The organism is bacterium, from assembly GCA_035505375.1.
Taxonomy (GTDB): domain Bacteria; phylum Hydrothermota; class Tepidihabitantia; order Tepidihabitantales; family Tepidihabitantaceae; genus UBA2258.
Map to the genome: position 1 here is coordinate 13,441 of DATJQV010000032.1, position 12,552 is coordinate 25,992.

Genomic DNA, 12,552 nt, shown 5'->3' on the forward strand with positions numbered 1-12,552 from the left:
CCTGTCTCTCAGGACGCTGGCGCAGCGGCGATGAGGCCTTCCTTCATCATCCACTGTGTCGTCTCGCGGGCCGCTTTGATGGTCGCAGTGGACTTCTTCAGGAGTTCTTCGCGGGTCATCGTGAGGCGGGCGACGCCCTGCTCAATGGCCTTCATACCGACGGCAGTGGCTTCACGTGGGAAGACTTCCCAGTCGTCCATGGTCGGGACGATGTAATCCGCGCGCAGGCCGCGGTCCTCGGCGACTTTGGCCAGCTCAAGCGCGGCCGCGATGCACATCTCGTCGGTGATGGTCTTGGCCTGAACGTCGAGCGTGCCGCGGAAGATGCCAGGGAACCCGATGGAGTTGTTGACCTGGTTGGGGAAGTCGGAGCGGCCGGTCGCGACTACGCGCGCGCCTGCCTCAATCGCATCCCACGGCCAGATTTCGGGGATCGGGTTGGCGCAGACGAAGATGACCGGGTCCTTGGCCATGCTCTTGATCCATTCCGGTTTCACAGTGTCCGGCCCCGGCTTGGAGAGCGCGATGAGCACGTCGGCGCCCTTCATCGCGTCGACGATTGTGCCTTTGACGTTCTCGGCGTTCGATATCTCGGCCATGTGCCACTTCTCCTTGAACTCCTGCTGGAGCTCGGCCCTGCCTTTGTGCAGGGTGCCCTTGGAGTCGCACATGATGATGTTGGCCGGGGTCACGCCGCCCGTGATGCAGACCCGGGCGATGGCGATGTTCGCGGCCCCGGCGCCGAGCATCGCGACCTTCACCTTCTTGATATCCTTGCCCACGAACTTGAGCGCGTTGACGAGCCCGGCGTAGGTGACGGCGGCCGTGCCCTGTTGGTCGTCATGCCAGACCGGGACGTTCATCTCGGCGCGCAGGGTGTCGAGAATGCGGAAGCACTTGGGCTGGGAGATGTCTTCGAGGTTGAACCCGCCGAACGACGGCTCGAGCAGCTTGGCGGTACGGATGAACTCGTCCGGGTCTTTGGTGCGGAGAGCGATGGGCACGCAATCCACGCCGCCGAGGTACTTGAACAGGATGGCCTTGCCTTCCATCACCGGCATCGAGGCCTCGGGTCCGATGTCGCCCAAACCCAGCACGCGAGTTCCGTCGGTCAGGACGCAGATGGTGTTGGCGCGGTTGGTGTGCTCGAATGACTTCTCAGGATGCGCCTGGATGTCTTTGCAGGGCGCGGCCACGCCGGGCGTGTACCAGATGGCGAAGTCGTTGAAGTCGCGGATGCAGCATTTGGGTACGACCTGGTACTTGCCCTTGTAGAAGGGATGCAGCAGCATCGCGTCGGCTGCGGGTTTCCTGGCCTTGGCGACGAGCTGGTCGATCTCAGCCTGAGAGAGTTTCTTCATGAGTTTCTTCCTCGGCTGAGTTCACTTGGCGACCGGACCGATGGGCAGCACGGTTCGGCCGTAGACCTCGTTCAATACCTCGGCCACGGACAGGTACACAGCGCTCAGGCCGCAGGCGATGCCTTCGATGCCCGTAACCGTGCCTATTGCCGCTGAACCGGTGATATCGCGGATTGCGAGCAGCCAGAACAGGAGCGTCAGCGAGCCGAAGATAACCTGCAGGCCGCGGTTCAGTTTGAGGGTGCCGATAAACATGAAGAACGTGAAGAATCCCCAGGCGATGAAATAGGCAATCATTCCGCCGTTGGAGTCGGCCGGCAGCCCCATCTTGCCCATCACGATGAGCCCGACCAGGCTCAGCCAGAACAGGCCGTACGAGGTGAACGCCACCGAGCCGAAGGTGTTGCCCTTGCGGAATTCCATCACGCCGGCGATGACCTGAGCAATGCCGCCGTAGAAGATTCCCATGGCCAATATCATCGTGCCGAGCGGGAATAACCCGGAGTTGTGCAGGTTCAGAAGGACCGTGGTCATTCCGAACGCCATCAGTCCGAGCGGTGCGGGATTAGAGAGTTTCTCTTCCATGTGCTGTGCCTCCTACGCAAAGATCAAGGTCGAGGCCAAGGTCAAGAAGACGGAACGTTCCGAGTCTCAACCTCAACCTCGACCTCAACCTGTCCTTTATTCGTCCAGCGTCGAAACGTCGCCGACGTCCTTGCCCAGGGCCTCGGCCTTGAGCAGCCGGCGCATGATCTTGCCCGAGCGGGTCTTGGGCAGCTTGTCCCGGAACTCGATGGAGTCGGGCCGGGCGATGGGCCCGATTTCGGTCGAGACCCACTTCTTGAGCTCTTCCTTGAGCGCGTCCGTCTTCTCGAAGCCAACCTTCAGGGAGACGTACGCCTTCGGAACGTCGCCCTTGATCGGGTCGGGTACGCCAATCACGGCTGCCTCGGCAACCGCGGCGTGGGCGACCAGCGCCGATTCGATCTCCGCGGTGCCGAGCCGGTGCCCGGCGACGTTGAGTACCTCGTCGGCACGCCCGCGGAACCAGAAGTAGCCGTCCGCGTCTTTCGTGCAGGAGTCGCCCATCAGGTACTTGCCCGGGAAACGAGACCAGTAGGCATCCTTGTAACGCGCCGGGTCCTTATACAGCGTGCGGAGCATCGCCGGCCATGGCTTCAGCAACACGCCGAAACCGTTCTCCATCGGCTTGATCGGATTGCCTTCGCCCGTAACCACGTCGGCGAGAATGCCGGGCAGCGGACGGGTGGCGGTGCCGGCTTTCAGCGGTGTGATGGGGAGCGGCGCTATCATGAAGTTGCCGGTCTCGGTCTGCCACCAGGTGTCCATGATCGGCAGCTTGTCCGCGCCGATGTTCTTGCGGTACCAGCGCCATGCCTCCGGGTTGATCGGCTCGCCGACCGACCCGAGCAGGCGGAGGGTCGAGAGGTCGTGCTTCTTCGGGTATTCCTCGCCGAAGCGCATGAACATCCTGATCGCAGTCGGCGACGTGTAGAGAATCGTGACCTTCTCGCGGGCGATTATCGACCACCAGCGGTCCGGGGCCGGGAAGTCGGGCGCGCCTTCGTACAGCACCGAGGTGCAGCCGAGTAACAGCGGCGCGTAGACGATGTAGGAGTGGCCGGTGACCCAGCCGACGTCGGCCGCGCACCAGAAGACGTCCTTCTCGGGTTTGATGTCGAAGACGAACTTGAGCGTCGAGGACGTTCCGACCGCGTAGCCGCCGTGGATGTGGACGATGCCCTTGGGTTTGCCGGTCGTGCCCGACGTGTAGAGCATGAACAGGGGAGATTCGGGGTCGAGTTGTTCGGTCGGGCACTCGTCGAGCTCGTTCGCGGTGAGGTCGTGCCACCAGAGGTCGCGGCCCGGCTTCATCGTTACCGGGTTGCCGGCGCGTTTGTAGACGATGACGTTCTTGATTGACGGGCAGTCGACCAGACCCGGGTCGGCGTTGCCCTTCAGGTTGACCACCTTGCCGCGGCGGTAGCCGCCGTCCGTGGTGATCAGTACCTTGGCTTCGCAGTCGTTGATGCGGTCGCGCAGCGAAGTGGAGGAGAAGCCTGAGAACACCACCGAGTGGATGGCGCCCAATTTCGCGCAGGCGAGCATCGCGATGGGACACTGAGGGATCATCGGCATGAAGACCATGACCCGGTCGCCCTTCACGACGCCGAGCTTCTTCATCGCGTTCGCCAGCTTGTTGACTTCCTTGTAAAGCATGGCGTAGGTCCAACGCTCGACCTTCTGGTCGGTTGGCTCAGGCTCGTAGATGTACGCGACGCGGTCGCCCAGGCCGGCCTTGATGTGGCGGTCGAGGCAGTTGTGGACGATGTTGAACTTGCCGTCCGCGAACCACTTGAAGAACGGGGCGTCGGAGTCGTCCAGGACCTTGGTGTAGGGCTTGAACCACTCGAGCTCCTTGGCTTGCTCGCCCCAGTACCAGTCGTGGTCTTCGGCGCGCTTGAGGAGCGCGTCCAGATCCGCGATCCCGTGTTTCTTCATGAAGGCCATGATGTTGGAGTTCTCGACCAACTCCTTCGGGGGCTGGAATACCTGCTCTTCGGCCATTGCTGATTCCTCCTTTGGAGAATCGCTGTTAAGAATAGATTATGTCCTACGAAACCGGCCGGCGGAAACCGTGGCGGACCCGGGCCTCTGCCGGAGGGTCAGTATATTAGAGAAGGCACGGGTGTCAAGCAAGCAGCGGGCGACCGCACGGCCGCTTGTCCATGGTCAGCGGGCGGCGGCAGTGGTTTGACACGGGCAGACGTTGGCCCAAACTGAATTCATGAGATTCCTCGTTGGCTTCCTCATTGTTGCGACCGCGGTGAGCACGTTTGCGTTCGGACAGGTTGAAAGCCTGCCGCCGCCCGTGGTTCACGGTAGCTCATTTGAGATCATCTCCAATAGCCGCTACTCATCGCACTCGGGGTTCACCAGCTCTTTGTCCGATACCGTGCTGTCTAACGTGCTGTGGGCGATGAGCCGGGTACCGTCGTTCGGCAGCAGCTATCGTGAAATCTACGTCGCGACGCCGTCCAATGTCTATCTCTACGATACGGTTGCGCACGTCCTGAACGTGTACCTTGCCGGCAACCATCGCTACAGCTCCAATTCGGCTTTTGAGGTCGGCATTGCGGTCGAACGCAATGAGGAGGCGGGGCTGGCAGCCCAGGCCGGGCTCCTGGCCGGTGATGCGTTCTGGAGCCGGGGCAGCGGGATTGTGGCTTCCTGTCCGATGGCGTTCGCGGCTAGCTACGCTGACACTGCCTGGCACCCGAACCATACCATCAATCTGGTTGATGTGTTCGGTCATGTGTCGGTGACCGGGCTGACCGATTCCTGCGTGGCCGTCTCGTCGGACTCAACGCTGCCCAAACCCGCGACTGACGGGTCCGACACGTTCGAGTTGCTCGTTGGGAGCCTGGGTCAGGATTCGACATTCGACCCGGCCGCGTTGCCATTGCCGGCCGTCTCGCAGTTGCTTTGGGCCGGCTACGGGGTTACGCCTCACATGCCGACAGGCAAACGCGGCCTCACCGTTCCGTCGGCGGTCGCCAACTACTACCTGACCAGAAAGGTTTATTTGGTGCGCGACGTCGGCGTAGACCGCTACAACAACCGTCTGCCGCCCGGCACCGATCTGACGACGAGCGACCACAGGCTTGAGCAGGTGACTGCTGGCGACCGCCGCGACTCGCTTCGGTTGGCATGCCCCGGGATCCCGAAAGCGGCGCCGGTATACATTGTGGTCTGCGTCGCCGACACGACGAACTCGTGGCATTTACTGGAGGCCGGGTTCGCCGGGTTACAATACCTGATGCAAGCACATGCACTCGGCCTCCAGGGTCGGCTCACGGCTCCAATACAGCCGAACGAGCGGGCCGCGATCATCTCGGCCCTTGGGCTCCAGTCGACTGACCTACCAGTCGTGGTCTTCGCCGTTGGACGGCCGGTGTCCGCGGTTGAAGAGTCTGCGCGTCCTCTTAACACAAGACTCGAAGCCATCATGCTCAGGGGAGGGTTACTGCTGAGAGTCAGGCTGGTGCAATCCGAACCGGTTCGGCTGGCAATCTACGACCCCACCGGAAGACTGGTTCGGAACTGGTGGGCGGCTCGGCTTTCAGCCGGCGAGCACAGCTTCCAGTGGGATGGAAAGAGCGACGGCAGGCGCAGCCTGCGGTCCGGGACCTACTTCTGCTGTCTTACCACCGGCGCGTCAGTCCACCTGACCGCCCGCCTCGGCTTGCTCCACTAGGTCCGACGGCCGGCTGCGATCGGACGGCCGAGTGACGCGCCCTGGCTACTTCGTGCCGAACAGCTGGTAGTCGATGAACTCGTCGAGGAGCAGTCCACCCAGCCTCTGTCGGTACTGCTCACTGGACTGCTCATTCACGCTGTCACCGACAAAGAGTGAGTCCGTGTTTTGCCGCGCCTGGGCGATGCGTTGTCCGGCGACAGAAGGTGAGCCGACAGTAGCCTTGGAAAAGAGGCTGTCGGCGGTGGTCGCATTGCCCTGAAAGAGCCAAGCGATGCCCGCGAGCCAGTTTGCGAAGCTCCCGGTTTGTTCACTGGTGTCAACCTGCTGCGTCTTGGCGATGTCCTTCAACGCGAGGCCCAAGCTGTCCATTCTCAGATAGGCACACGCACGCAGTTCATAGGGTAGGCTCTTGTGAGGATACTGCTCGATGTAACTGGTGAAGGTCTTGACCGCCAACCCGTACTCGTCCCTTCTGAGATGTTCCTTCCCGACGCTCATTGCCTGCGCGGCGGCCAGCGCAGGTGAGAGCATCAGTACCAAGGTAGCCAAGGCAGTCCACTTACGTGTCATGCAACCTCCTAGGCGAAAACGTTCACGTTCCGGTTTGTCCGTCGTCGCGGTTCTTCCACCGGATTCTCAACGGACGTGCTGCCGCCCGTGCGCCATCACAGCGTCACGAGCACCGCTGCCGTATGTTCCTTCGGTCGGTAAGGCAGTAAGGCTATTCTACGTGCCCGTCTGCGCCTGTCAAGCTCAATCGCTGTTGCCTCAATCGCTGTTGCCAAGTGGCTTGCCGGAATCAGCCTCTGGCAGGGCTCGGACCATCGCGAGGATTGCAGTCGTGCCGCGTGCCATCCGGTTTGTTCGAGGTGATTCAATGGTCGATTTCGTGCTGCACTCCGGTTCGCGTAGCTCACCACGTCGCAGATCAGTGGCTGCAGAGGTCGGCGGATGTTTGGCGTTCTGCCGGTTCGGTTTGAGGAAAGTGGCCGTGTTGGCAGGTTCGACACGATGGTGGCTTGCTTCGATTCTCGATGCGCACTTCTGGTCAGTTTTGTTGTGCGGGCGGCGGTCATCAGGGTTTGTGCCCGTCAAGGGTTTTTTCACTTGACTTTCCGCGTAAATCAGCTATAAATTACAGCTTACAGTCTGAACGATAAGTCAGTTTTTCTGATTTTGGCAACCACAGGAGGTCCGATTGGCTCGTATCGCGGGTATTGACCTGCCCGACAACAAAGCGATTCTCTACGCGCTGCCGCACATATATGGCATCGGCAGCTGTACGGCGCGCAGGATTCTGGCCGCGGCCGGGATCGATCCCACGCGTCGCACCAAGGATCTGAGTGACGACGAGGTGGCCGCCATCCGTAAGGAAATCGACGGTGGCTACAAAGTGGAGGGCGAGTTGCGGGCAGAGGTCTCCGGCAACATCAAACGCTACATCGAGATCGGCAGCTACCGCGGCGACAGACATCGGAAGCGCCTGCCGGTACGCGGTCAGCGGACTCGGACGAACGCGCGGACGCGCAAAGGGCCGCGCAAGACGACCGGCGTCATCAAGGTAAAGGCAGCGCCGGCAGCTCCGGCTGCGAAGCCGGCGGCCGGAGGTAAGGCGTAATGGCGCGCAAGTCAATCCGCAAGAAAGTCCCACTTCTGTGTGTCGCCCACGTCAATACCAGTTTCAACAACACGATTGTGACGATTGCCGACCCGACCGGCGCGGTTGTTTCCTGGTCCAGCTCGGGCAGGGTAGGTTTCAAGGGTTCGAAGAAGGGGACGCCGTTCGCTGCCGGCCTCTGTGCGGAGGCGGCTGCCAAGGAAGCGGGTTCACTGGGAGTGAAGCGGCTTGAGGTCCTGGTGAGCGGCGCGGGACCGGGCCGAGAGTCGGCAATCCGGTCACTGCAGAACGCCGGCCTGGACATCGTCTCAATCCGCGACATAACACCGATTCCGCACAACGGCTGCCGAGCGCCAAAGCAGCGCCGCGTGTAGCGGGGAACGAGGAAAGATGGCAAGATACATCGGACCGAAGTGTAAACGTTGCCGAAGAAACCGTGAGAAGCTGTTCCTGCGCGGAGAGAAGTGCCTGTCCGACAAGTGCATCCTGATGAAGCGCGGGGAGATGCCTGAGGTACGGGGACGGCGGCGGGTGTCCGCATACTCAATCCAGCTACGGGAGAAACAGAAGCTAAGGGTAATGTATGGCATACTCGAAACGCAGTTCCACAACTACTTCACCAAGGCGGCGAAGAGCAAGAACACCGCGGCGGCGCTCGTCATTCTGCTGGAGCGGCGGCTCGACAACGTGGTGTTCCGGATGGGGTTCGCCAATTCCCGGAGCCAGGCGCGGCAGTTCGTACGTCATGGCCTGATTACGGTCAACGGCCGCAGGATCAGCATCCCGTCCTACCTGACCGATGCTGGCGATATCATCGGCGTAAAGGGGGAGAACGGCAAAAAGGTCATAAGCGCGATTCTCGCGAACAAGCAACAGCCGGGCATGTCGTGGCTGACGGTCGCTGCGGACCTCGGGGTCGGGACCGTAGTGCGCCAGCCGAGTCCGGACGACGTCAAGGATATTCCGTGTAACACTCAGTTGATCGTGGAGCTGTACTCGAAATGAAGCTTAGACCTTTCACATTGCCAGAGAAGCTCGATCTTGACAGTGGAACCGCAACCGACTCCTACGGTCGGTTCATTCTGGCGCCGCTGGAGAAAGGCTGGGGCGCGACGATGGGCAATTCGCTGCGTCGCGCACTGCTGTCTTCGGTCCAGGGCGCTGCCGTTACCGAGCTGCGGATCGACGGTGTGGCGCACGAGTTCTCGACGGTCGACGACGTGGTCGAGGACGTGACTGAGGTAGTACTCAACCTCAAGAAGCTCAGACTCAGGCTCTGGTCAGAGACGCCGAAGTTGTGTCACCTGCATGCCTCGGGCAAACGTGAGTTTCTGGCGCGGGACCTGACGGTGCCGCCGGAGATAGTCATTGCCAACCCGGACCAGCGCCTGCTCACCATCTCGGACAGCAAGCGGTCGCTCAACATGGAACTGCTGGTCGAGAACGGTCGCGGCTACGTCAAGGCAGAGCGTCTTAAGAAGAACCGGACCGCGCCGGAGACGACCGTTTTTCTGGACGCGTTCTTCTCGCCGGTGAAGCGGGTTAATTTCTGGGTCGAGTCGATGCGCGTGCTCGACCGGACCGATTTCGAACGGCTCGTGCTCGAGGTCTGGACCGACGGCACGGTCCGGCCGGACGAAGCTCTCATCCAGTCGGGTACGATTCTCAAGAATCACATGGCCGTGCTGGTGCCGGCGGAGAAGGAGCCGGAATTCATCGCCGAAGAGAAGCTCTACCAGGACCGGGATAAGCTGGTCGAGCTCCTGAATCAGAGTATTGAGGAACTCGAGCTATCCAACCGGGCACTCAACTGCCTGATGAAGGGACGTTCGAAGACATCCGGTGAGCGGATTTCCATCCGGACGATCGGCGACCTCGTGCAGCGGAGCGAGAAGGACATGCTCGACACCGAGAACTTCGGCCGCAAGTCACTTGAGGAATTGAAGAAGGTGCTCGAGGACGTCGGCTTGTCCCTCGGGATGGATGTTTCCGGTCTGCCGCTGGTTGAGCGCGAGCCGGAAAAGGAAAAGGAGTAGTCTTGCGCCACGGAGACAAGGCGAAGAAGCTCGGCCGGACCGCCCAGCACCGCAAGGCGCTGATGCGCAACCTGGTGACCGCGCTGCTGGAGCATGAGCGGATAACGACAACACTGGCCAAGGCCAAAGAAGCGCGGCGCTACGCTGACCGCGTAGTCGCGCAGTCGCTCGGCAACACGGTCGCCGCGCGACGCGAGGTCGGCCGTTTCGTATCGGACAAGACAGTTCTGAAGAAGTTGTTCGACGTCATCGCGCCGCGGTTCGCGGGCCGCCCCGGTGGTTTCACCCGCGTGCTCCGGCTGGGGCCGCGTGAGGGTGATGCGGCCGAAATGGCTATGCTCGAACTGGTCATCCGTGAGGAACGGCACCACGAGAAGAAGGCCAGGGCGGCCGTGGAAAAACAGCGGGGCGGCAGGAAGACAAAACCGGACAAGAAGGCGGACGACAAGTCCAAGGCTCGCGACGAATCCGAAGAGTAGCGGGCCGATGCTTCGGTGCCTGGTCCGGTCGAAAATCCAGCGACTGACGGTCACTGACAAGAACCTCAAGTACGACGGCAGCCTGGAGCTTGACTCCAGGCTGCTGCTTGCAGCCGACATCGTGCCGGGTGAACTCGTGCAGGTGGTCAACGTCAACAACGGTTGCCGCTTCGAGACCTACGTCATCCCGGCGCGGGCGGGTTCCGGAGCATGCGTGCTCAATGGCGCTGCGGCCCGGAAGGGCGAGGTCGGCGACGAGGTGATAGTTATGGCCCTGGCCTGGATCGCCGACGCCGAGTCACGCCAGCACCGAGTGGCTTGCGTCAACGTCGACCATCGCAATCGCATCAAGAAAAGTGACCGCAATAGTCCTCGCAGCGGGTAAGAGCAAGCGAATGGGGACGCCGGTCCCCAAGGTGCTCCTGCCACTCGACGGACGTCCGTTGCTGGGACATGTTCTGGACTCAGCCCGCGCAGCCGGAATCTCGCGCATGATAGTGGTTGTCGGTACTCAGAAGGAGCAGGTCATGGCTGCGTTCGACCAGGCTGGCGTCGAATTCGTGGTGCAGGGCGGGCAGCGCGGCACGGCTGACGCAGTTCTCGCCTGTCGCGACCGACTGACCGACGACGAGGAGTGCGTGGTGCTCTGTGGCGACGCGCCCTTGATTCGGCCCGAGACAATCCAGAGGCTGGTGCGGGCTAGGCAGGCATCGGGCGCGGCGGTCGTCGTTTTCACGGCCCGGCTGGCAGATCCATTCGGTTACGGCCGGGTTGTCCGTGCCTCCGGTGATTCAATCGACCGGATCGTCGAGCAGCGGGATGCGTCTCCGGACATTCTGGCGATCAACGAGGTCAATTCGGGAGCCTATTCCTTTCGCTGGGGTGATGTCTTGCCAGCGCTGGAGAGAATCCGTCCGAGCGCCGTATCCGGCGAGTACTACCTCACCGATCTGGTTCGTGAGGTTCGGGCGGAGGGCGGGCAAGCGGTGGCGGTCCTGGCCGCAGATCCGGACGAGATGCTCGGGGCCAACACGCCGGACGAGCTGGCCGCGCTCGAACGGGGCCTTGTCGCGCGCCGGGAGCAAAGTGCGCGTTGAGCCGAGTATTGCCCTGGCTGGTGCTTGTCGTTCTGGTGCTGGCCATCGGAGCCTCGATCGCGTGGAGGGCTCTGCCGGAAGAAGAGGCTGAGCCGGATGTGAGATCGCTGAGGCTGGAAGTCGTCAACGGGAGCGGCACGCCGCGGGCAGGCCGGGCGGTGGCCGACGAGCTGCAGATGCGCGGGTTGGATGTCTACGCGGTCAGAACCGAGAGCCGGCGCGCAGCGCGGACCGCTGTCGTAGACCTGCGCGAGCACGACGGCAGAAACGCCAAGTCGGTCGCACGTGTGCTGTCGGTACAGCGGCACTGGCGGAAACTGCCCCTGGGACCGAGATACGCTCCTGATACGCGGGTCGAGATTGACTCGGCCCGCTACCTCGAGGTGCGGCTGGTGGTCGGTGACGACTACCGTATTTTCTTCCCAAACGTCGTTCCCCTGTACTGAAATGACGGCGGCAAGGCTGGCGAAGCGCGCGGCGACGATCATACTGGGGAAACTCGGCGAGGACGTCGTCGTGCTCGACCTGCGCGGCCGCTCGCCGCTCGCCGACTACTTCGTCATCGCGACGGCCAACTCGACAATCCACGCCCAGGCGATCGCCGACGAACTGGCGCAGGAGCTGAAACGCGACGGGGAGCGGACGCACCACGTCGAGGGCGTGGAAAATGGTGCGTGGATACTTCTTGACTATTTCAGCGTTGTCGTGCATATTTTCTGCGGTGAGACCCGCCAGTTTTTCGGTCTGGAACGGCTCTGGGGCGATGCTCCGTGCCAGACCTTCACCGATACGAATGGCAAGAACTAACTGGCCGCGTGCTCTGAGGCCCCGGCCGACAGGAGGTGCCGTTTGACCCTAACATCATTGCTTCGGCCTGATCGCATCAATCTTGACCTGAAAGCGAAGAAGAAGCCGGAGGCGCTGCGCGAGTTGGTGCAGATGATCCGGCAAGGCGACGATGCCGAACTGCTGCTGGCGACCCTGACCAAGCGCGAAGAACTTGGCTCGACCGGCATCGGCAAAGGAATCGCCATACCACATGGCCGCTCGCTCCTGATCGACAAGCTGGAAATGGCCGTAGGTCGGTCGACCAAGGGCGTCGACTACGACTCGATCGACCACAAGGCGGCCCACCTCTTTTTCCTCATCATGGCACCGCCCCAGGACCCGGGCAACCAGTACCTCATCACGCTGGGTCGGGTGGCGATGGTCTGCCAGGAACTGACCAAGAAGAAACGTCTGTTCGATCCTCAGACTCCGGAAGAGCTGATCGAGCTGGTGCGCAGCCTCGAGGAGAAGATCCGATGAACGCCAAGGTCGAGACTCTGCGCTCGCTTGAGGAGTTCGACCATATCCTGCGTGACATCGAAACCGCCGACTACCAGGCAGTGGGATTTCAGTCAGTCAAGGCCTCCGACGATTTCATCAAGACTGCTGAGCGCGAGCGCGAGAAGCTGACCAGGAAGGTTGACCCCAAGCTGCTGGCGATGTACGAGCGGATCATGAAGCGGTACGGAGGCAGGGTTGTCGTCCAAGTCATCCGCGAGTTCTGCGGCGGCTGCTACGTCAAGTTGCCGTCAGAGCTGGCGTCCCGCTGCCGTACCGATCTCGTCAGCTGTCCGAACTGCGGTCGGTTCCTCTACTACGTAAAGTAGACCCTGGGCCGAAGGTGGGCGGTC

The 12,552-nt window shown here is 61.8% G+C and carries 16 protein-coding genes; 12 read left to right on the forward strand and 4 right to left on the reverse strand.

What is annotated here, in order from left to right:
* Window positions 1–8: 8 nt before the first annotated feature.
* From VMH22_04925 to acs, 3 genes are all read right to left on the reverse strand, one after another.
* A complete protein-coding gene (locus VMH22_04925) occupies window positions 9–1,361 on the reverse strand; it encodes an NADP-dependent malic enzyme (protein HTW91032.1) in 1,353 nt (450 codons plus the stop codon).
* Between the two features lie 21 nt (window positions 1,362–1,382).
* A complete protein-coding gene (locus VMH22_04930; GenBank protein HTW91033.1) occupies window positions 1,383–1,946 on the reverse strand; it encodes an acetate uptake transporter in 564 nt (187 codons plus the stop codon).
* Between the two features lie 96 nt (window positions 1,947–2,042).
* Window positions 2,043–3,950, reverse strand: a complete 1,908-nt coding sequence (gene acs, locus VMH22_04935) for an acetate--CoA ligase (GenBank protein HTW91034.1) — start codon at window positions 3,948–3,950, stop codon at window positions 2,043–2,045.
* A 220-nt stretch (window positions 3,951–4,170) separates the two neighbouring features.
* On the opposite strand from acs, the gene VMH22_04940 reads away from it, so the two are divergent.
* Entirely contained in the window at window positions 4,171–5,640 is a 1,470-nt protein-coding gene (locus VMH22_04940) for a FlgD immunoglobulin-like domain containing protein (GenBank protein ID HTW91035.1), read from the forward strand.
* Window positions 5,641–5,685: 45 nt separating this feature from the next.
* On the opposite strand, the gene VMH22_04945 is transcribed toward VMH22_04940, so the two are convergent.
* Complete coding sequence (locus VMH22_04945; GenBank protein ID HTW91036.1) at window positions 5,686–6,213, reverse strand: hypothetical protein; 528 nt, start codon at window positions 6,211–6,213, stop codon at window positions 5,686–5,688.
* A 628-nt stretch (window positions 6,214–6,841) separates the two neighbouring features.
* On the opposite strand from VMH22_04945, the gene rpsM reads away from it, so the two are divergent.
* The 11 genes from rpsM to VMH22_05000 are packed head-to-tail and all read left to right on the forward strand — an operon-like array spanning window position 6,842 to window position 12,528.
* Entirely contained in the window at window positions 6,842–7,261 is a 420-nt protein-coding gene (rpsM, locus tag VMH22_04950) for a 30S ribosomal protein S13 (protein ID HTW91037.1), read from the forward strand.
* Window positions 7,261–7,635, forward strand: coding sequence for a 30S ribosomal protein S11 (rpsK, locus tag VMH22_04955; protein ID HTW91038.1), 375 nt, complete (start codon window positions 7,261–7,263; stop codon window positions 7,633–7,635). Before rpsM ends, rpsK begins: the two co-directional genes overlap by 1 nt.
* A 16-nt stretch (window positions 7,636–7,651) precedes the next feature.
* Window positions 7,652–8,266 (forward strand): 30S ribosomal protein S4, encoded by a 615-nt coding sequence (gene rpsD, locus VMH22_04960; protein ID HTW91039.1) that lies wholly within the window; start codon window positions 7,652–7,654, stop codon window positions 8,264–8,266.
* Window positions 8,263–9,297: a DNA-directed RNA polymerase subunit alpha gene (locus VMH22_04965; GenBank protein ID HTW91040.1), complete on the forward strand. Its 1,035-nt coding sequence runs from the start codon at window positions 8,263–8,265 to the stop codon at window positions 9,295–9,297. The genes rpsD and VMH22_04965 overlap by 4 nt, the downstream gene beginning before the upstream one ends.
* Window positions 9,298–9,299: 2 nt before the next feature.
* Complete coding sequence (rplQ, locus tag VMH22_04970; protein HTW91041.1) at window positions 9,300–9,776, forward strand: 50S ribosomal protein L17; 477 nt, start codon at window positions 9,300–9,302, stop codon at window positions 9,774–9,776.
* A gap of 7 nt (window positions 9,777–9,783) precedes the next feature.
* Window positions 9,784–10,161 carry an aspartate 1-decarboxylase gene (gene panD, locus VMH22_04975; protein HTW91042.1) on the forward strand — a complete coding sequence of 126 codons (378 nt, stop codon included), beginning with the start codon at window positions 9,784–9,786 and terminating at the stop codon, window positions 10,159–10,161.
* Window positions 10,133–10,873: an NTP transferase domain-containing protein gene (locus tag VMH22_04980; GenBank protein ID HTW91043.1), complete on the forward strand. Its 741-nt coding sequence runs from the start codon at window positions 10,133–10,135 to the stop codon at window positions 10,871–10,873. The genes panD and VMH22_04980 overlap by 29 nt, the downstream gene beginning before the upstream one ends.
* Window positions 10,870–11,319 (forward strand): LytR C-terminal domain-containing protein, encoded by a 450-nt coding sequence (locus VMH22_04985; GenBank protein HTW91044.1) that lies wholly within the window; start codon window positions 10,870–10,872, stop codon window positions 11,317–11,319. Before VMH22_04980 ends, VMH22_04985 begins: the two co-directional genes overlap by 4 nt.
* A 1-nt stretch (window position 11,320) precedes the next feature.
* Window positions 11,321–11,680, forward strand: a complete 360-nt coding sequence (gene rsfS, locus VMH22_04990) for a ribosome silencing factor (GenBank protein HTW91045.1) — start codon at window positions 11,321–11,323, stop codon at window positions 11,678–11,680.
* Window positions 11,681–11,722: 42 nt separating this feature from the next.
* On the forward strand, window positions 11,723–12,181 hold the full coding sequence (locus VMH22_04995) for a PTS sugar transporter subunit IIA (protein HTW91046.1): 459 nt from the start codon (window positions 11,723–11,725) through the stop codon (window positions 12,179–12,181).
* Window positions 12,178–12,528, forward strand: coding sequence for a C4-type zinc ribbon domain-containing protein (locus tag VMH22_05000; GenBank protein HTW91047.1), 351 nt, complete (start codon window positions 12,178–12,180; stop codon window positions 12,526–12,528). The genes VMH22_04995 and VMH22_05000 overlap by 4 nt, the downstream gene beginning before the upstream one ends.
* The last annotated feature ends 24 nt before the right edge of the window (window positions 12,529–12,552 follow it).

What these genes read in the sequence shown, in the direction of transcription:
- VMH22_04925 (HTW91032.1), bottom strand. Translation starts at nt 1,361, where the DNA reads ATGAAGAAACTCTCTCAGGCTGAGATCGACCAGCTCGTCGCCAAGGCC.
- VMH22_04930 (HTW91033.1), bottom strand. Translation starts at nt 1,946, where the DNA reads ATGGAAGAGAAACTCTCTAATCCCGCACCGCTCGGACTGATGGCGTTC.
- acs (HTW91034.1), bottom strand. Translation starts at nt 3,950, where the DNA reads ATGGCCGAAGAGCAGGTATTCCAGCCCCCGAAGGAGTTGGTCGAGAAC.
- VMH22_04940 (HTW91035.1), top strand. Translation starts at nt 4,171, where the DNA reads ATGAGATTCCTCGTTGGCTTCCTCATTGTTGCGACCGCGGTGAGCACG.
- VMH22_04945 (HTW91036.1), bottom strand. Translation starts at nt 6,213, where the DNA reads ATGACACGTAAGTGGACTGCCTTGGCTACCTTGGTACTGATGCTCTCA.
- rpsK (HTW91038.1), top strand. Translation starts at nt 7,261, where the DNA reads ATGGCGCGCAAGTCAATCCGCAAGAAAGTCCCACTTCTGTGTGTCGCC.
- rpsD (HTW91039.1), top strand. Translation starts at nt 7,652, where the DNA reads ATGGCAAGATACATCGGACCGAAGTGTAAACGTTGCCGAAGAAACCGT.
- VMH22_04965 (HTW91040.1), top strand. Translation starts at nt 8,263, where the DNA reads ATGAAGCTTAGACCTTTCACATTGCCAGAGAAGCTCGATCTTGACAGT.
- panD (HTW91042.1), top strand. Translation starts at nt 9,784, where the DNA reads ATGCTTCGGTGCCTGGTCCGGTCGAAAATCCAGCGACTGACGGTCACT.
- rsfS (HTW91045.1), top strand. Translation starts at nt 11,321, where the DNA reads ATGACGGCGGCAAGGCTGGCGAAGCGCGCGGCGACGATCATACTGGGG.
- VMH22_05000 (HTW91047.1), top strand. Translation starts at nt 12,178, where the DNA reads ATGAACGCCAAGGTCGAGACTCTGCGCTCGCTTGAGGAGTTCGACCAT.